The organism is Bacillus kexueae (assembly GCF_022809095.1).
Taxonomy (GTDB): Bacteria; Bacillota; Bacilli; order Bacillales; family Aeribacillaceae; genus Bacillus_BZ; species Bacillus_BZ kexueae.
In genome coordinates this window covers 87,822-106,172 of record NZ_JALAZE010000007.1, presented here as the reverse complement: position 1 = coordinate 106,172, position 18,351 = coordinate 87,822, and the positions used below count along the sequence as shown (strand labels likewise).

At 38.3% G+C, this 18,351-nt stretch carries 21 protein-coding genes and 2 riboswitches; all 21 genes read left to right on the top strand.

The window, feature by feature from the left end; all coding sequences use genetic code 11:
- Positions 1 to 8: 8 nt before the first annotated feature.
- Positions 9 to 365: an arsenate reductase family protein gene (locus ML543_RS12595; RefSeq protein WP_243387777.1), complete on the top strand. Its 357-nt coding sequence runs from the start codon at positions 9 to 11 to the stop codon at positions 363 to 365.
- 62 nt (positions 366 to 427) lie between these two features.
- A complete protein-coding gene (gcvH, locus tag ML543_RS12590) occupies positions 428 to 811 on the top strand; it encodes a glycine cleavage system protein GcvH (protein WP_243387776.1) in 384 nt (127 codons plus the stop codon).
- A gap of 263 nt (positions 812 to 1,074) precedes the next feature.
- Positions 1,075 to 1,425, top strand: a complete 351-nt coding sequence (locus tag ML543_RS12585) for a toprim domain-containing protein (RefSeq protein ID WP_243387831.1) — start codon at positions 1,075 to 1,077, stop codon at positions 1,423 to 1,425.
- A 20-nt stretch (positions 1,426 to 1,445) separates the two neighbouring features.
- Positions 1,446 to 1,754, top strand: coding sequence for a thioredoxin family protein (locus tag ML543_RS12580; RefSeq protein WP_243387775.1), 309 nt, complete (start codon positions 1,446 to 1,448; stop codon positions 1,752 to 1,754).
- 348 nt (positions 1,755 to 2,102) lie between these two features.
- The gene (locus tag ML543_RS12575) at positions 2,103 to 2,429 is read left to right on the top strand and encodes a hypothetical protein (RefSeq protein ID WP_243387774.1); all 327 of its coding nucleotides are present in this window, start codon (positions 2,103 to 2,105) and stop codon (positions 2,427 to 2,429) included.
- Positions 2,430 to 2,658: 229 nt separating this feature from the next.
- Positions 2,659 to 3,978 carry an O-acetylhomoserine aminocarboxypropyltransferase/cysteine synthase family protein gene (locus ML543_RS12570; protein ID WP_243387773.1) on the top strand — a complete coding sequence of 440 codons (1,320 nt, stop codon included), beginning with the start codon at positions 2,659 to 2,661 and terminating at the stop codon, positions 3,976 to 3,978.
- Positions 3,979 to 4,075: 97 nt separating this feature from the next.
- Positions 4,076 to 4,182: riboswitch (SAM riboswitch) on the top strand.
- A 166-nt stretch (positions 4,183 to 4,348) separates the two neighbouring features.
- Positions 4,349 to 5,377 (top strand): methionine ABC transporter ATP-binding protein, encoded by a 1,029-nt coding sequence (locus ML543_RS12565; RefSeq protein WP_243387772.1) that lies wholly within the window; start codon positions 4,349 to 4,351, stop codon positions 5,375 to 5,377.
- The gene (locus tag ML543_RS12560; RefSeq protein ID WP_243387770.1) at positions 5,367 to 6,035 is read left to right on the top strand and encodes a methionine ABC transporter permease; all 669 of its coding nucleotides are present in this window, start codon (positions 5,367 to 5,369) and stop codon (positions 6,033 to 6,035) included. Before ML543_RS12565 ends, ML543_RS12560 begins: the two co-directional genes overlap by 11 nt.
- Before the next feature lie 12 nt (positions 6,036 to 6,047).
- Positions 6,048 to 6,872, top strand: a complete 825-nt coding sequence (locus ML543_RS12555) for a MetQ/NlpA family ABC transporter substrate-binding protein (RefSeq protein ID WP_243387768.1) — start codon at positions 6,048 to 6,050, stop codon at positions 6,870 to 6,872.
- Between the two features lie 126 nt (positions 6,873 to 6,998).
- A complete protein-coding gene (locus ML543_RS12550) occupies positions 6,999 to 7,370 on the top strand; it encodes a carboxymuconolactone decarboxylase family protein (protein WP_243387767.1) in 372 nt (123 codons plus the stop codon).
- 235 nt (positions 7,371 to 7,605) lie between these two features.
- Positions 7,606 to 7,782, top strand: coding sequence for a YuzK family famiily protein (locus ML543_RS12545; protein ID WP_341482363.1), 177 nt, complete (start codon positions 7,606 to 7,608; stop codon positions 7,780 to 7,782).
- A 408-nt stretch (positions 7,783 to 8,190) separates the two neighbouring features.
- Positions 8,191 to 8,976, top strand: a complete 786-nt coding sequence (sufC, locus tag ML543_RS12540; RefSeq protein ID WP_243387765.1) for a Fe-S cluster assembly ATPase SufC — start codon at positions 8,191 to 8,193, stop codon at positions 8,974 to 8,976.
- A gap of 17 nt (positions 8,977 to 8,993) precedes the next feature.
- Positions 8,994 to 10,304: a Fe-S cluster assembly protein SufD gene (sufD, locus tag ML543_RS12535; protein ID WP_243387764.1), complete on the top strand. Its 1,311-nt coding sequence runs from the start codon at positions 8,994 to 8,996 to the stop codon at positions 10,302 to 10,304.
- Positions 10,304 to 11,524 carry a cysteine desulfurase gene (locus tag ML543_RS12530; RefSeq protein ID WP_243387763.1) on the top strand — a complete coding sequence of 407 codons (1,221 nt, stop codon included), beginning with the start codon at positions 10,304 to 10,306 and terminating at the stop codon, positions 11,522 to 11,524. The genes sufD and ML543_RS12530 overlap by 1 nt, the downstream gene beginning before the upstream one ends.
- A complete protein-coding gene (gene sufU / locus ML543_RS12525; RefSeq protein WP_243387762.1) occupies positions 11,514 to 11,948 on the top strand; it encodes a Fe-S cluster assembly sulfur transfer protein SufU in 435 nt (144 codons plus the stop codon). The genes ML543_RS12530 and sufU overlap by 11 nt, the downstream gene beginning before the upstream one ends.
- A gap of 33 nt (positions 11,949 to 11,981) precedes the next feature.
- Positions 11,982 to 13,379 (top strand): Fe-S cluster assembly protein SufB, encoded by a 1,398-nt coding sequence (gene sufB, locus ML543_RS12520; protein WP_243387761.1) that lies wholly within the window; start codon positions 11,982 to 11,984, stop codon positions 13,377 to 13,379.
- Between the two features lie 155 nt (positions 13,380 to 13,534).
- Entirely contained in the window at positions 13,535 to 14,392 is an 858-nt protein-coding gene (locus ML543_RS12515; RefSeq protein WP_243387830.1) for a DUF72 domain-containing protein, read from the top strand.
- Positions 14,393 to 14,411: 19 nt separating this feature from the next.
- A complete protein-coding gene (locus ML543_RS12510) occupies positions 14,412 to 15,233 on the top strand; it encodes a sulfite exporter TauE/SafE family protein (protein ID WP_243387759.1) in 822 nt (273 codons plus the stop codon).
- A gap of 13 nt (positions 15,234 to 15,246) precedes the next feature.
- Positions 15,247 to 16,629, top strand: a complete 1,383-nt coding sequence (locus ML543_RS12505; protein WP_243387757.1) for a bifunctional metallophosphatase/5'-nucleotidase — start codon at positions 15,247 to 15,249, stop codon at positions 16,627 to 16,629.
- A 282-nt stretch (positions 16,630 to 16,911) separates the two neighbouring features.
- Positions 16,912 to 17,214, top strand: a complete 303-nt coding sequence (locus ML543_RS12500; protein WP_243387755.1) for a YunC family protein — start codon at positions 16,912 to 16,914, stop codon at positions 17,212 to 17,214.
- A 77-nt stretch (positions 17,215 to 17,291) separates the two neighbouring features.
- Positions 17,292 to 18,050 (top strand): sporulation protein YunB, encoded by a 759-nt coding sequence (gene yunB, locus ML543_RS12495; RefSeq protein ID WP_243387753.1) that lies wholly within the window; start codon positions 17,292 to 17,294, stop codon positions 18,048 to 18,050.
- 67 nt (positions 18,051 to 18,117) lie between these two features.
- Positions 18,118 to 18,301, top strand: a riboswitch (Lysine riboswitch).
- Positions 18,302 to 18,351: the final 50 nt, after the last annotated feature.

Below are 18,351 nucleotides of genomic sequence, written 5' to 3'. Positions count from 1 at the left end.
GTGAAATCATGTCACGTACATTTTATTGGTATCCTAAATGTGGGACATGCCGTAAAGCGAAAAAATGGTTAGAAGAACATAATGTTTCATTTGAAGCTGTACATATTGTGGAAAATCCTCCAAGTAAAGAGGAATTAAAAAGCTTATATGAGAAAAGTGGCTTGGAACTGAAAAAGTTTTTTAATACAAGCGGTCAAAAGTATCGTGAATTAGGATTAAAAGATAAAGTGAAAACAGCTTCAGAAGAAGAATTACTCGACATTCTTGCATCGGATGGTATGTTATTGAAGCGTCCGATCCTAACGGATGGAGAGCGAGTTACAGTAGGATTTAAAGAAGAACAATTTGAAGCGACTTGGCTGTAATAAGAAAAAGATTTTTTAAATCTTTTTCATCATAAATTACATTTTTGTGGAGGGAAATAGGGATGAACACACCAAAGGAATTGCGTTATTCAGAAGAACATGAGTGGGTAAAAGTAGAAGGAGACAAAGTTCGTGTCGGAATTACTGACTTTGCTCAATCAGAACTCGGTGATATCGTGTTTGTTGAGCTTCCGGAAGTAGGAGATGAAATTGAAGCAAACGAACCATTCGGTAGCGTTGAGTCCGTAAAAACAGTTTCTGAGCTATACGCACCAATTAGTGGAACAGTTGTGGAAATCAATGAAGACCTTGATGACAGCCCTGAATTTGTAAACGAATCTCCTTATGAAAAAGCATGGATGATTGTTGTTGAGCCAAAAGACATGAGCGAAATTGAAAAGTTAATGACTGCTGAACAGTACGAAGAAATGACAAATGAAGAATAATAAAGCAAAGCGCCTTCTGTTGGAGGTGCTTTCTTTTTTTATTGGTCTTGATTTCTTTCCATAAGAAGCTCTTTTTAAGGATTGTTTCAGTGTGTATAAATGGTTCACCATCGTTTTTACCCAATGTAATGGAGAGAATGTTAAGTATTCTTAAGTTAAAAAAACAACACTCTTTATGAAAACAGCCTAATAAAAAAGGGAAAAATATGTACTTACTCGAATAAACTAGTATAGAAGTGTATAATGTGAAACAGGTGATGCGAATGGCAGTCGTTGATGTGGAGAAGGTTATTATTGTAGAAGGAAAGTCAGATAAGCGTAAAGTTGAAAGAGTTATTAATGAGCCAATTGAAATCATTTGTACAAATGGAACCTTGAGCTTAACGAAGTTGGACGAACTAATCGATCACGTATTGTACAAAGAAGTATATATACTAGTTGATGCAGACGATGCTGGAGAAAAGCTAAGGAAGCAATTTAAAAGGGAATTTCCTGAGGCGTATCATTTATATATAGACAGAGCTTATCGTGAAGTAGCATCTGCTCCTGAACAACATCTAGCTTCTGTTTTAATAAGTGCCAATATTGATGTGCAGTCAAAATTTTTATCATAAGAGGTGCAAGAAAAGATAAAATGATTGAGTTAACTGAAGAACAATTAAAAGAAATTGAAGAAAAAGAGAAAATAGTCTTATACTTATATACTCCTTTATGTGGGACATGCCAATTAGCTAAGAAGATGCTTTCGGTTGTGGAAGCAGCTATTCCTTCACTAACGATTTATATGAAAGATTTAAATTTCATACCTCGTTATGCAGAAAAATGGAAAGTTGAAAGTGTACCTTGTTTGCTCGTTATCGAAAAGGGAGAAATTAAGTATAAAAAATACGCGTTTCATTCTATTGAACACTTATATGAATCATTAAAACCTTATGCCGCATAATGCGGTTTTTTTTGTTGTTACAGAAAGTTTAAGTTCAACAAAGTGTTAAAGTATTCTCTTTACCGTTTTTTTGGTGTCTAGCGCAAAGCGCCATCAGCTCGGGTCGCCTCGGCCCTGCTGTGCGACGGAAGCCTCCTCGCAGGTCCTAAAGCGCCCTTCGCCTAAGGACTTGCGCTTTGCGCTCTTCTTATTAGAGAGAAAAACTGTATTTTCTACATATTTCTCAGGAAATATGTCTGAAAACACTAAAAGATGTCGAGAAGATTGAGAAGGAAAGGCGTCTAAAAGATAGAAATCTCCTTTATAGTCATTTAATCTTTCGAAGGTAGACAAATGGAGGTGAATACGGTGTTCGAAAAAATGATAATGCAATTGAATACGAACCATCTAGTTAAGCCTCTTTTTCCGAAGGAGCCGATTTTTATTGCTTTTAACTCTTTAGGAGGCTGTTTCGAGACATATAGACTTTCGGAAGAGGGGATTGAAAAACAGGAAAATGGAAATGGGAATTGGCATATCAAAATTAGTGGAAATCAAGAACATTGGGATGAGTTATGGGAAGGAGAGCTACGGCTTCAACAGCTAAACAATTTACGAATGATTCAAGTGGAAGGGAAATACAGGGACATTCTCCGATTAGAATCCATCCTCACTTTATGTAAATTTAATCGCTAATCCCCCCTTTATGATGTTGATTGAGTTTAGTGTAACTCAGTTGAGCAATTATTTAATTTTTGAAAAATATATTATACATTCAACAAAGTTTTTTACTCCCCAAAAATAATTTCAATGTAGATCATTCAATAGTATTTAAAGATTATAAATTCTGAATATTCATTGACTTTTGATAAAACAAAGTGGTTTAATGGGTATTATATTCGTTCGAGAAAGAGGAGGATGAGGAATGTCAGAGAAAACATATCGGTTAGAGACGTTAAATGTTCATGGGGGATTAAAGAAAGATCCGGTAACAGGAGCCAGAGCTGTTCCAATTTATCAATCCAACGCGTATGTTTTTGAGAATGCTGACCACGCAGCTAATTTATTTGCGTTAAAAGAAGAAGGGTATATTTATTCTCGAATTCATAACCCTACGGTTACTGTTTTTGAAGAGAGAGTAGCTTCTTTAGAGGGAGGGGTTGGAGCATTAGCTGTTGCTAGTGGGATGGCAGCTATTACTCTAGCAATATTAAATATTGCCAATGCAGGAGATGAAATTGTTGCATCCTCTTCTTTGTATGGAGGAACGTACAATTTATTTGCCACGACGTTACCGAAATATGGGATAAAAACAATTTTTGTTGACCAGTCTGATCCAGAGCATTTTCAGAATGCAATCACATCGAAGACAAAAGCGATATTTGCAGAAACGATTGGAAATCCTTCATTGCAAGTTCTCGATATTAAAAAAGTAGCAGACATTGCTCATGATGCAGGCATTCCTCTAATTGTTGATAACACGTTTGCAACTCCTTATTTATGTCAACCAATCAATCATGGAGCGGATATTGTTGTACACTCGGCTACAAAATGGTTGCTCGGAAATGGTACGACATTAGGAGGAATCATTGTTGACGGTGGTACTTTTGATTGGAATTCACCGAAATTCCCAGGCTTCACAACACCTGACCCTAGTTATCATAATCTTGTATATGCAGAAGCGGTCGGGCATATCGCTTTCATTGTAAAAGCGCGTGTTCAATTACTACGTGATTTAGGGCCAGCGATGAGTTCGCTTAATGCGTTTCAATTTAACTTAGGGTTAGAAACTCTTCATGTTCGAATGAAGGAACATATTGAAAATACGAGGAAGGTCGTACAGTACTTAAAACAACATCCTGCTGTTGATTGGGTGTTATATCCAGAATTAGAAGATCATCCTGCCTATGCGTTATGCGAACGGTATTTACCAAAAGGAGCAGGAGCTGTCGTCGTTTTCGGAATTAAAGGCGGTCGAGAAGCCGGTCGGACGCTTATTGATAAAGTTGAATTATGGTCCCACGTAGCAAACGTAGGAGATGCGAAAAGTTTGATCATCCATCCTGCGAGTACTACTCACCAGCAATTAAATCAAGACGAATTAAAAGAAGCGGGGGTTACGGAGGACTTGATTCGTTTGTCAGTCGGAATTGAGCATATTGATGATTTACTCGATGATTTAGAACAAGCAATAGGTAAAGCTACTGGTCAATTGTCTCAACGTTCTAAAACGGTAACGACTTAACACGTTAATTGTTTAAAAAAGTAATTGACAGAAAAATAAGAAGATGCTAGAATCAGAATCAGTTATTTAACCAATACAATTAAATAGTGAACTGTTTCTCTTATCCAGAGAGGTGGAGGGAAGTGCCCTATGAAACCCGGCAACCGTCAACGACAGTTGAAATGGTGCCAATTCACGCAAAGCGATAGCTTTGAAAGATGAGAGAAAGGTTTTTTATACGTTATATATAAAGCCTTTCTGTTCATCGCAGAAAGGCTTTTTTCATTGTTAAGATGCTTTTGATTACTTTCAAGAATGGATGCTTGGAAACGGAGCATGTAATAACGTAAAAACATAATGCCAGTAAACATCTTAGAAAGCAGGTGGAAGATTGATTTCGTTAAAAAATGTATCAAAGATTTATTCTTCGAGTAATGGAGATGTAACAGCAGTCGATCAAGTGAATTTAACAATCAAAAAAGGCGAAATATTCGGAATCATCGGATATAGTGGTGCTGGGAAAAGCTCATTGATTCGCTTGTTAAATGGACTTGAGAAACCGACATCCGGTTCAGTCGAAGTAGTGGGGAATCGAATCGACGAGATAAAAGGAGAAGCGTTGCGAAAAGCAAGACAAGAAATTAGCATGATCTTTCAGCATTTCAATCTTTTATGGTCTCGAACCGTTCGCGATAATATCGCATTTCCACTGGAAATAGCAGGTATTCCAAAAAAGGAACGGTTAAAAAGGGTGGATGAATTAATCAAGCTTGTTGGTCTTGAAGGACGAGAGAATGCGTATCCTTCCCAGCTAAGTGGAGGGCAAAAGCAACGTGTTGGAATTGCAAGAGCTCTTGCTAATAATCCGAAAGTCCTTCTTTGCGATGAGGCGACATCAGCTCTAGACCCTCAAACGACGGATTCGATTTTAGATTTATTAGTGGATATTAATCGTCGATTAGGTTTGACCATTGTTTTAATTACACATGAGATGCATGTCATACGAAAAATCTGTCATAGAGTGGCAGTTATGGAACGCGGTAAAGTGGTGGAAGAAGGAGAAGTACTAAACGTTTTCCAAGAGCCAAAACAACCGATAACGAAACGGTTCGTTCAACAAGTGACAGAACCAGAAGAAACGCTGGAGACGATTGAGCACTTGCTCACACACTACAAAGAAGGAAAAGTAGTGAAATTAACGTTTATTGGCGAGTCTGCTGAACAGCCTATCATTACTCAGTTAATGAAACAATTTGATCTTACGGTAAACATCTTACAAGGAAAGATTTCACAAACTCAGCGCGGGGCTTATGGAACGCTATTTATTCATTTAAATGGGAGTGACAACATTGTTCAAGAGGCGATCGACTATTTACAACGTGAAAAAGTGAATGCGGAGGTGATCGCTCATGCTTCATGAATGGTTTCCAAACGTAAAATGGGAAAAAATATGGGACGCTACATTTGAAACCCTATATATGACGGCAATCTCAGTCATTGCCACATTTATTCTTGGAATTGCATTAGGTCTTTTATTATTCCTTACTTCTAAAGGGAACATTTGGGAAAATCGCATGGTGAATCAAGTTGTAGCGTCTTTGGTGAATATTTTTCGTTCTATTCCTTTTATCATTTTAATTATCTTACTCATTCCGTTCACCAAAATCGTGGTTGGAACAATATTGGGGGCAAATGCAGCTCTTCCGGCATTAATTATTGGGGCCGCTCCTTTCTACGGCCGAATGGTTGAGATTGCGTTAAGAGAAATTGATAAAGGGGTTATTGAAGCCGCTAAATCAATGGGGGCGAAAACGACAACTATCATTTTTAAAGTATTGTTACCAGAATCGATGCCCGCCCTTGTTTCCGGCATAACGGTTACAGCGATCGCTCTCGTAGGTTATACAGCTATGGCGGGGGTTGTAGGTGCTGGTGGTTTAGGGAATTTAGCTTATTTAGAAGGGTTCCAACGAAATAATAATGATGTAACACTCATTGCGACCATATTAATTTTACTTATCGTCTTTATTATTCAATTTTTAGGAGATAAATTAACCAATTTATTAGATAAACGTTAGGAGGAAAACAACATGAAAAAGCTATTACTAACAGGAGTTCTTACAGTTACAACTGCATTCACTGTTGCTTGCGGTGGTGGAGAGTCGAGTGAAGGTGAAAGCAAGGTTATTAAGGTAGGAGCATCACCAATTCCACATACGGAGATTTTAGAAGAAGCGAAATCGTTATTGGAAGAAAAAGGGTATGAGTTACAAATTGAAGAATTTACAGATTATGTTCTCCCAAATACAGCTTTATCCGAAAAAGATATTGATGCTAACTATTTTCAGCATGAACCTTATTTAAAATCTCAAATTGCTGATCACGGCTATGATTTTGAAAGCGTAGGCGGAGTTCATATTGAACCAATTGGGGTATATTCCAAAAGATACGATTCATTAGAGGAATTACCTGAAGGGGCAACTATTATTATGAGCAGCTCTGTTGCTGACCATGGACGTATGCTTTCCATGTTAGAAGAAAAAGGTCTTATTACGCTAAAGGACGGAATTGAAAAAACGGAAGCAACGATTGATGATATTGCTGAGAATCCGAAAAATCTACAGTTCAAAGCAGATATTGAAGCTCCATTTTTAACGAAAGCGTATGAAAATGATGAAGCTGATGCTATTTTAATTAATGGAAACTTAGCTCTTGAAGCTGACCTTGATCCATCGGTTGATTCCATTGCCCTAGAATCACCAGAAAACAATCCGTATGTGAACCTTATTGTTGTTCGTAGTGAAGACAAAGATTCTGAGAAAATCCAAGCATTAGTAGAAGTACTTCACTCTGAAGAGATTCAACAATTTATTGAAGAAAACTACAAAGGCTCTGTCATTCCAGCGAACGAATAAATTACTGAAAAGGTGTAAGAATGCTTAAGACTTCTTACACCTTTTTTATTTATTCTTGAAGGTAGTCGTATATTATCAAAAATTCATCCCATACTAACGTTGAAATTCTAATAATGGGGTGATAGTGTGCACGAGCAAAGTCGTACGTTTACAGAACAAGCTTTATATGACTACAAAGAAGGTCTAGGAACATTTATGAAAAAGATGCCAGATTTAGCGAGGCATTATAATGAATTTACTGAAGCATGTTTTAAAGAGGGAGCACTTTCGCAAAAGGAAAAACAACTCATCGCCCTCGGGATTAGTATGGTTCTTCAAGATGAGTATTGTATGATCTACCATACGAAAGGGTGCGTCGATCATCAATGTACGGAGCAAGAAATTTTTGAAGCAGCAGGAGTAGCATCTGCTTTTGGCGGAGGCGCAGCAATGAGTCAAGCCGTTACGCTAGTCCAAGATTGTATCGCGGACTTAAGAGATTCAAATCCGTTACAATAACGAGGAAAAAAGAGTATTTGGCTGAATTTGTAAAAGAAAAGAATCTGTTTGAGCACCACTCTATATCTTTACGTGTCATCCCTTATTTTACGGAACCCTCCCATTTGTGGAAGACTTCCTATGTTTGGTAAGCTTTTAATTGTTCAAACGAAAAAAACAATTGAAGGGATGATTCGTTATTTATACAAGTCAAGAGTTGCTTGACCTGAATGTAACGTCTGAAATGGAAAAGTCGATGCATCAATTTCATGGGATGGGGTATGCAGAATATAGCCGTAAGCATAAAAAGCGTTTGGAAGTGGAAAAACAACGTGAAAAAGAGTATGTAATAAGTCAGCATGTTGTGGGCTCCATTGAACGGAAGCTTCATTCTCCTCCAGTAGATGAACATAGATTGTCGAAACGAATGTAAGAAAAACAACGATGGTTAAACATATATGAAATTGAGGAAAGAGCTAGTCAAATAGACTGGCTCTTTCCTTATTAATTACACTTCTTTTTATGCGAAAAAGGATAAGATTGCTTTCGAAAATGATGTTGCTAACTTAGCAAACAACATTTTTTACAGAGGCTCTTTTCTCAACATAGATGAAAAGGAAGATTTTATTCGTGTATAATCGCATTCATTTAGATATTTTGTTGAATTTTTGTTAAGATGGTAGTGGCTCTTTTTCATCAAATTGATTTAAAATAGTTCAAATGGAAACAATTGAAGTTGTGATAAGAGTTGTATTCACATTCTATTTACTATAAAATTAGAATGAGAATAAATTGAGAATTAATGTATGAAAATTATGTTTAAATAAATGGAGGTATATTCATGGCAGGTTCTACGTTAACGATTAAGGACTTACACGTTTCAGTGGAAGGCAAAGAAATCTTAAAGGGTGTAAACCTTGAGATTAAAGGTGGAGAAATCCATGCAATCATGGGACCAAACGGAACTGGTAAATCAACGTTATCTTCCGCAATCATGGGTCATCCAAAATACGAGATTACAAAGGGAAGCATTACACTTGATGGTGAAGATGTTTTAGAAATGGACGTGGATGAAAGAGCACGTGCAGGTCTTTTCTTAGCAATGCAATATCCGAGTGAAATTTCTGGTGTAACAAACGCAGACTTCTTGCGTTCAGCTATCAACGCTCGTCGTGAAGAAGGAAACGAGATTTCTTTAATGAAGTTCATCCGTAAAATGGACGAGAAAATGGACTTCTTAGAAATGGATCAAGATATGGCACAACGTTATTTAAATGAAGGATTCTCTGGCGGTGAGAAAAAACGTAACGAAATTCTTCAGTTAATGATGCTTGAGCCAAAAGTGGCAATCTTAGACGAAATCGACTCTGGTCTTGATATTGACGCGTTAAAAGTTGTCTCTAAAGGAATTAACGAAATGCGCAGCTCTGAATTTGGTTGCTTAATTATTACACACTATCAAAGACTTCTTAACTACATCACACCGGATTATGTACATGTTATGATGCAAGGTAAAGTAGTGAAATCTGGTGGAGCTGAATTAGCACAACGTCTTGAGGCTGAAGGTTACGACTGGATCAAGAAAGAATTAGGTATTGAAGACGAAACTGTAGGGCAAGAAGCGTAAGCGTTAGGGGGATGAAAATGACAGTTGATACGAAACTACCATTCGATCAAGAATACATTTTAAACTACTCCAAAGAGCTCGGTGAACCAGAATGGCTTAAAGAGCTTCGTGTACTTGCTCTTCAAAAAGCAGCAGAATTACCGATGCCAAAGCCAGATAAAACGAAAATCGATAAGTGGAACTTTACGCAATTTAAAGATCATGCAGTTGCGGGAACTACACTTACTGACTTAAACGAGCTTCCGGAAGAAGTTAAAACGTTAATTGACTTAGATGCAACAGATCAAAACTTATATATCCAACGTAATAACACTCCTGCCTTTGCTTCTTTATCAGAAGAATTAAAAGAGCAAGGGGTTATTTTCACAGATATTCACACAGCAGCACGTGAACATAGTGAGTTGCTTCAAAAGTATTTCATGAAAGACGGTGTAAAAGTTGATGAGCACCGTTTAACAGCATTACATGCAGCTTACTTAAACGGTGGGGTTTTCGTATACGTACCGAAAAACGTAGAAGTGAAAACACCTCTTCAAGCTGTATTTGTGCATGACAATAAAGATGCGAACCTATTCAACCATGTCTTAGTAGTTGCTGAAGACAATAGTTCTGTAACATATGTAGAAAACTACATCTCAACGACAGAAGTAGAAGAAGCAGTCTTCAACCTCGTAACGGAAGTGATTGCCGGTACGAATGCAAAAGTAAGCTACGGTGCAGTTGATAACTTAGCGAAAAACATTACAACATATGTGAACCGCCGTGGTGTAGCAGGTCGCGATGCTCGTATTGAGTGGGCTTTAGGTTTAATGAACGATGGTAATACAATTTCAGAAAATGTCACAAACTTAATGGGAGACGGATCTTTTGGTGACACGAAAACAGTAGTAGTTGGTCGTGGTAACCAGAAGCAAAACTTCACTACGAAGGTTGTTCACTTCGGTAAACATTCTGAAGGTTATATCTTAAAACACGGTGTAATGAAAGATGAAGCATCATCTATCTTTAACGGAATTGGAAAGATTGAACATGGTGCGTCTAAATCGAATGCAGAACAGGAGTCTCGTGTCTTAATGTTAAGCGAGAAAGCACGTGGAGATGCGAACCCTATCCTTCTGATTGATGAAGATGATGTAACGGCAGGTCACGCAGCTTCGGTTGGACGTGTAGATCCTATGCAGCTCTATTACTTAATGAGTCGCGGTATTCCAAAGCGTGAGGCAGAGCGTCTAATCATCCACGGATTCTTAGCGCCAGTTGTGAATAACATGCCGATTGAAGGTGTGAAAAACCAATTGATTGAGGTTATCGAAAGGAAAGTACGATAATGAATATCCAAGATATTCGTCAGCAATTTCCGATTTTAGATCAAAAGGTAAACGGTCATGACTTGGTTTATTTAGACAGTGCAGCGACTTCTCAAAAGCCGCTGCCTGTTATTGAAGCAATTTCGAATTACTACCGTGAATATAACTCTAATGTTCACCGCGGAGTTCATACTTTAGGAACAAAAGCGACAGATGGTTACGAAAATGCTCGTGAAAGAGTGCGTCAATTTATTCATGCCAAGTCGACGGAAGAAATTATTTTCACTCGTGGAACGACTACGGCATTAAATATTGTAGCTGCAAGCTATGGACGTGCAAACCTTCAAGAAGGTGACGAAATTGTCATTAGCTATATGGAGCATCATGCAAACATTATTCCGTGGCAGCAAGTGGCAAAAGAGACGGGAGCGACTTTGAAATATGTTCCACTTCAAGAGGATGGAACCATCGCTCTAGCTGATTTAGAAGCGACAGTCACAGATCGGACGAAAATCGTTTCTCTTGCATTAGTGTCCAATGTACTTGGAACGATTAACCCGATTAAACAATTTGCGTCCGTTGCTCATAAGCATGGTGCCATCATGGTTGTGGACGCTGCCCAAGGTGCCCCGCATATGAAGGTTGATGTTCAAGACTTAGACTGCGACTTTTTAGCTTTCTCTGGTCATAAAATGTGTGCACCAACTGGTATCGGCGTATTATATGGGAAGAAAGAGCTATTAGAAAACATGGAGCCTGTTGAAACAGGAGGCGAAATGATTGATTTTGTCGGTCTGTATGAATCTACATGGAAAGAGCTTCCTTGGAAATTCGAAGCGGGTACGCCGATTATTGCAGGTGCTATCGGTTTAGCAGCGGCAATTGATTTCTTAGAGGAAATCGGCCTTGACGAAATTGAAAAATATGAACATAAATTAGCAAGCTATGCTTTAGAGGTCCTCTCTGAAATTGACGGTATCTCAATTTATGGACCGAAGGAAAGAGCAGGTCTTGTTACGTTTAACTTAGAAGATGTACATCCACATGATGTGGCAACGGTATTAGATGCAGAGGGAATTGCCGTTCGCGCAGGTCATCACTGTGCCCAACCGTTAATGAAATGGTTAAACGTTTCGGCAACAGCTAGAGCAAGCTTCTATTTGTATAACACAGAAGAAGAAATTGATAAATTGGCAAAAGCCTTACAAAAGACAAAGGAGTATTTCGGAAATGTCATTTAGTAACCTTGACACATTGTATCGTCAAGTGATTATGGATCACTATAAAAACCCTCGTAACAAGGGAAGCTTGGAAGATAGTGTGACAGTTGACATGAATAACCCAACTTGCGGTGATCGTATTCATTTGACGATGAAAATTGAAGACGGTGTTGTAGTGGACGCAAAGTTTGAGGGTGAAGGATGTTCCATTTCCATGTCATCGGCTTCTATGATGACGGATGCCATTAAAGGTCAGTCAGTCGAGACGGCTTTGAAGCTTTCTAAAATCTTTTCCGAAATGATGCAAGGAAATGATTATGATGATGACATCGATTTAGGAGATATTGAGGCCCTTCAAGGTGTAGCGAAATTTCCAGCACGTATTAAGTGTGCGACATTAGCTTGGAAAGCGATGGAGAAGGGTGTTCAAGCAGAAGACAAGTAAGGCCAAAACGTAAATGGATTGGAGTGACAATACATGGCAAAGAATATGCCTGAAATCGGCGATTACAAGTACGGCTTCGCCGATAAAGACGTTTCCATTTTCCGTTCAAAACGTGGATTAACAAAGGAAATCGTTGAAGAAATTTCAAAAATGAAAAACGAGCCTGAGTGGATGTTAAAGTTCCGCCTAAAGTCGTTAGAGCATTTCTATAATATGCCGATGCCTCAATGGGGCGGAGATTTGAACTCTTTAGACTTTGATGAAATTACGTACTACGTAAAGCCATCTGAAAAGTCTGAGCGCTCTTGGGATGAAGTACCTGATGAAATTAAACAAACGTTTGATAAGCTTGGTATTCCTGAAGCGGAACAAAAATATTTAGCGGGTGTTTCGGCTCAGTACGAATCTGAAGTAGTATACCACAACATGAAAGAAGATTTAGAAGAGCTAGGAATTGTCTTTAAAGATACGGATAGTGCATTAAGAGAAAATGAAGATATTTTCCGTGAACACTGGGCGACAGTTGTTCCTCCGACAGACAACAAATTTGCAGCATTAAACTCAGCTGTATGGTCTGGTGGATCGTTCATTTATGTTCCGAAAGGTGTAAAAGTAGACACACCTCTTCAAGCGTATTTCCGTATCAACTCTGAAAATATGGGACAGTTCGAGCGTACGTTAATTATCGTTGACGAAGGTGCGCACGTACATTATGTAGAAGGATGTACAGCTCCAGTTTATACAACGAACTCATTACACAGTGCGGTTGTTGAGATTGTCATTAAGAAAGACGCTTACTGCCGTTATACAACAATTCAAAACTGGGCAAACAACGTATACAACCTTGTAACAAAGCGTGCGATTTGTGAAGAAAATGCAACGATGGAATGGATTGACGGGAACATCGGTTCTAAATTAACGATGAAATATCCCGCAGTTGTTCTTAAAGGTGAAGGTGCACGTGGAATGACATTATCCATTGCTTTAGCTGGTAAGGGACAACACCAAGATGCAGGAGCGAAAATGATTCATTTAGCTCCAAACACTTCTTCCACAATTGTATCGAAATCAATTTCGAAGCAAGGTGGTAAAGTAACGTACCGTGGAATCGTTCATTTCGGACGTAAAGCGGACGGCGCTCGTGCAAATATCGAGTGTGACACTTTAATCATGGACAATAAATCAACATCTGATACAATTCCGTACAACGAGATCTTTAATGATAACATTTCATTAGAGCATGAAGCGAAAGTATCAAAAGTATCTGAAGAGCAGTTATTCTATCTCATGAGTCGCGGTATTTCTGAAGAAGAAGCAACAGAAATGATCGTTATGGGCTTCATTGAGCCATTTACAAAAGAACTTCCAATGGAATATGCTGTTGAAATGAACCGTCTCATCAAATTCGAGATGGAAGGTTCAATCGGATAATCGAATATATGATATAACGAAAGCTCACCATTCCCGGTGAGCTTTTTCTTTAATGTAAAATTAAGCTGTAACCGTGAATGTTTTGTTTGATTATATTATGATAAAACATAAGAAGGTTTAGGTTTGTATTTTATCAGTAGAATTGAGGGAGTATGATGATTTATATAGGGGTAACAGGATGGGGAGATCACGATTCACTTTATCCACCTGGTTTATCTCCTGCAGACAAATTAAAGGAATATGCAGCTCATTTTCCCACGGTAGAAGTAGATTCAACTTTTTATGCTATTCAACCTGAGCGGAACGTAAGAAAATGGGTACAGGATACACCGGATTCATTTCAATTTGTCGTAAAAGCTTATCAGGGAATGACAGGACATAGCAGGGGAGTAAATCCTTTTCAAAGTAGAGAAGAGATGTTTGAAGCATTTAAGCGTATGCTTATTCCATTTCAAGAAGCGAATAAACTGGCGATGGTCTTATTTCAGTTCCCACCCTGGTTTTCGTGTAGTCGCGAAAATGTTAGTTATTTACGGTATTGCAAATCTATGATGGGAGACATTACATGTGCTCTTGAATTTCGTGAGCAATCATGGTTTGATGTGAAATATCGAGAACAAACCATTGAATTTATGTTAAAAGAGAAATGGATACATAGCATTTGTGATGAGCCGCAAGCGGGCAAAGGCTCTGTTCCAACTGTTTTGAGAACAACGGATGATGTTATGACGTTAGTTCGATTTCACGGAAGAAATGTGCATGGTTGGACAAAACCGAAAGAGGGGAATTGGCGAGATGTACGCTATTTATATCGCTACAACGATCAAGAATTGTCTGAGTGGAAAGAGAATATAAAATCCCTTCATGAACAGTCACAAAATGTCTTTGTGCTATTCAATAACAACTCAGGCGGCGATGCAGCAGACAATGCCAAACAATTTATTCAATTGCTGGACATTGAATATAAAGATTTGGCACCTAAGCAGCTCGATTTGTTTGATTGGACGGAATGAACAATAAAGGAGATTTGAAATGGACTTTTTGATTTTAATAATAATCGGCTTTCTAGCCGGAACATTAGGCAGTTTGTTAGGGCTTGGTGGAGGAATCATCGTCGTACCCGCCTTATTATTTTTAGCACCATACTTAAGCATTTTAGAAGGAATGTCTCATCAAGTAGCTGTTGGAACGTCTTTAGTGGTGATTATTTTTACCGGTCTATCCTCTACCTTGGCGTATATGAAGTATAAGAAGGTAGATTACAAAAGTGGGTTCGTCCTGTTTATCGGAAGTGGTCCAGGTGCGCTAGTCGGAGCATGGGTAAACAAAAGTTTACAGTCTAATGATTTTAATATTTATTTCGGCTTGTTCATGATTGGATGTGCCATATTACTATTTTTAAATGAACGTTTGAAACCAAAGCAAAAAGAACGAAAAAACGGATTCATTCGAACGTACTATAATGAGGAAGGTCAAAAATTAACTTACGGCTTTCACCCTGTATTTGGGGGTGTTATCGCTTTTGGGGTCGGATTTTTATCAGGTTTATTTGGAATTGGTGGCGGTTCATTAATGGTTCCAGCAATGATTATGCTCTTTTTATTTCCCCCTCATATTGCCGTTGCGACATCCATGTTTATCATCTTCATGTCGTCCATAGTTAGTTCCACTACACATGTAGTACTAGGGAATGTCAATTGGCTGTACGCTTTGGCGCTCGTTCCTGGAGCGTGGTTTGGAGGAAAGTTCGGAGCGCATATCAATCAAAAACTAAAGAGTAAACACATTGTTCAATTGTTACGCATCATTTTAATTATTGTTGGGTTACGTCTTATTTATCAAGGAATGGCTTAAGGAGAGAGAAACGTTGGGACAGACTATTCATATTTATCATACAAACGATTTACATAGTCATTTTGAAATGTGGCCTCAAATATCCTATTACTTAAAGCAGCAAAAAATAAAGCATGATACGAATGGTGAGACATGCCTCCTTTTTGATATAGGCGATCACGTTGATCGCTTTCATCCCATTTCGGAAGCAACTTCTGGAAAAGCGAACATCCAGTTGTTAAACGAACTAAATTACGATGCGGTTACGATTGGGAATAACGAGGGAATAACGTTATCTCATGACCAATTAGATACGTTGTATGATGAGGCAACGTTTCCGGTCATTGTTGCGAACCTTAGGAAAGAAAATGGTGATAGGCCTAAATGGACGAAACCGTATGAAATCATAACTACTGAACAAGGAATAAAAATTGGTGTTATCGGTGTAACGGTGTTTTATGAAACCTTTTATCGAATGCTTGGCTGGTCCATTCTTGACCCGTTCGATTGTATCAAGCAAGTTTTGAAAGAAATTCGTGACTATGTGGATGGCGTCGTTTTGCTTTCTCATCTCGGCCTTTCAGATGATGAGATAGTTGCTCGTAAGTTCCCAGAAATAGATGTTATTATCGGTGGCCACACGCATCATGTACTGCAAAATGGAAAAGTGGTCAATAATACTTTGCTGACAGGTGCAGGAAAGTATGGACAATGGATAGGGCATATTAAAATAACTTTAGGTGAAGGTGAGGAAAACGAGATTCAAGCGGAATTAGTTGACACAAATTTATTGCCTCAAGATAAAGAGGCAAGCCTTCACCTGCAACAGTTAGAAAAAGAAGCGAAATCCGTATTAAATGAACCGGTAGCTCGCTTAACTAAACCTTTAGAGCTCAATTGGTTTAAAGATTCATCGTTTTCACAGCTGCTCGCAAAAGCGGTGAAAGAATGGTGTAATAGTGAAGCATCCATGGTAAATGCGGGAGTTTTACTGGAGTCGTTACCTAAAGGTATCGTGACGAAGGGAGATATTCATCGTATTTGCCCGCATCCAATCAACCCTTGCCTTTTAACTATATCAGGGAATCAGTTAAAAGAAGTTATTTTGCAAGCGAGAACAGACAAAATGGAAAAACTCAAACTAAAAGGTCTTGGATTTAGAGGGAAAGTCATGGGACGCATGATTTTTGATGGTATTGTAGTTGAGGGAAAAAAGCTTGAAGATGGACAATTTCATGTCAGAGAAGTTTATGTTAATGGGGCCCCACTTGATCCTAACCGTACGTATCGAATTGCAACACTAGATATGTTTACATTGGGTCCACTCTACCCTGAGTTAAGTCATTTAAACGAAAAAACGTACTTCATGCCGGAAATGCTTAGGGATATTTTAGAATGGAAATTAAAACAATCTTGATGGTTTTAATCATGGTTAGTTGAGTAGTAATTGAATTGTATCGAATTAATTTTGCCATATAGTCAAAAGGTTGTTTGTTGCCTTCTGGTCATGATTTGATGAAATAGTTAAAGCGAAAGGCCGCCATGCCCTTTACAAGTTCGGGGAGCGTCCGCCTTTTGCATTTAATTAAAACTGAACCAACAATCTTTTAAGAATATTTTTAGAAATTTGGGCATCGGTTACACATCACTCTTTTCGTTCCGTTTCATAAAGTGAAATAGGAAAGGAGAGTTTGCCAAAATGGTTACGATGACCCCAATTATCATCGATCAATTTCAATTTACTGCAGTCACCATCAAGCTTCCAAAAACGAACTTCATGGCAATAATGAACGATAAAGGATATATTATGTGTGGAGCATTAGATGTTGCACTACTAAATGAGAAGCTAAAAGACCGTGGAATTGTTGCAGGTCGCGCTGTCGGTGTTCGAACGCTAGATCAATTACTTGAAGCACCGTTAGAATCTGTTACCTATGAAGCGGAACGTTTAGGAATTGTACCAGGAACGACTGGAAAAGAAGCGTTGCTTAAAATGGTTTAATGTCCCAAAAAATTTTAATTCTTAAGCGTACATCCTCCTTTTCTTGCATACATATAGCAAGGAAAGGGGGATTTGTTTTGTTCAAAACGAGGAAACGTCTTCCTAAGAAAGGGCCGCTCCCTTTCCGATATGTATTTCTATTAACCTTCGTCTTTTTTATGTTTTCAACAGCTGCAGGACTATGGGTCATTAACAAAGGTATTGAGCCAACATTAAAAAGCATTGCAGAAACGGAAACTAGACGTATTGCAACGCTTGTAATCAATAATGCGATTAACAAACATATTAACGATGAAGTTGATCCGGATAAACTTGTAGTCATTGAAAAGGATGAAAACGGAAAAGTTTCGCATTTTGAATTTAATGCGCAAACGGTAAATAAAGTGCAAACGCAAATCACTCAAAAGGTACAACGGAATTTACGGGAGGCCGAAAAAGGAAACATCGACATTTTAGATATACCGGAAATAGATATTAAAAAGGAAGGCGAGCCTGAAGAAGAAGGAATCATTTATTATATCCCACTTGGGCAAGCAACGAACAATGCGTTACTAGGGAATTTAGGGCCAAGAGTCCCTGTTCGTTTTTATGTCATCGGAAGTGTAGATTCCAATGTAGAAAAATCAATTGTTGAATATGGGATTAATAATGCAGTCATTGAAATATCCGTTCATGTAAAGGTAGATGTTCAGGTTGTTATTCCTTTTGCAACTTCCATTACAACAGTAGAGAATACGATTCCAATTGATTATATCGGCGTTCAAGGTGAAGTACCTGACTTTTATAATGGGAGTGGGAATGCAAATCCTTCCATAGAATTACCAGTAGGAGAATAGTTGCAATTCTTCTTTAAGCCTGGTAGAATAGTTTTCGTGTGAAAAATGAATACTTACCTTATCTCACTGATGAGGTAGAGGCGCGGAAAATAAGAGTACGCAATGTGAGGATGACAACGATGAGCATTGTTGAAAGGATTTTTCGCCGAAGCAACTGAAAGATGTCGAGCTTTCTTTTGCTGGGGTTGCCTTGAATAAGGGTAACACTGTCATTATAGGGGTAATACCTATAATGGAGGGCTACTGATCGTGATGGAGGATAACATAATGTTCGCAAACTAGCGAGTGATGATAGTTATTT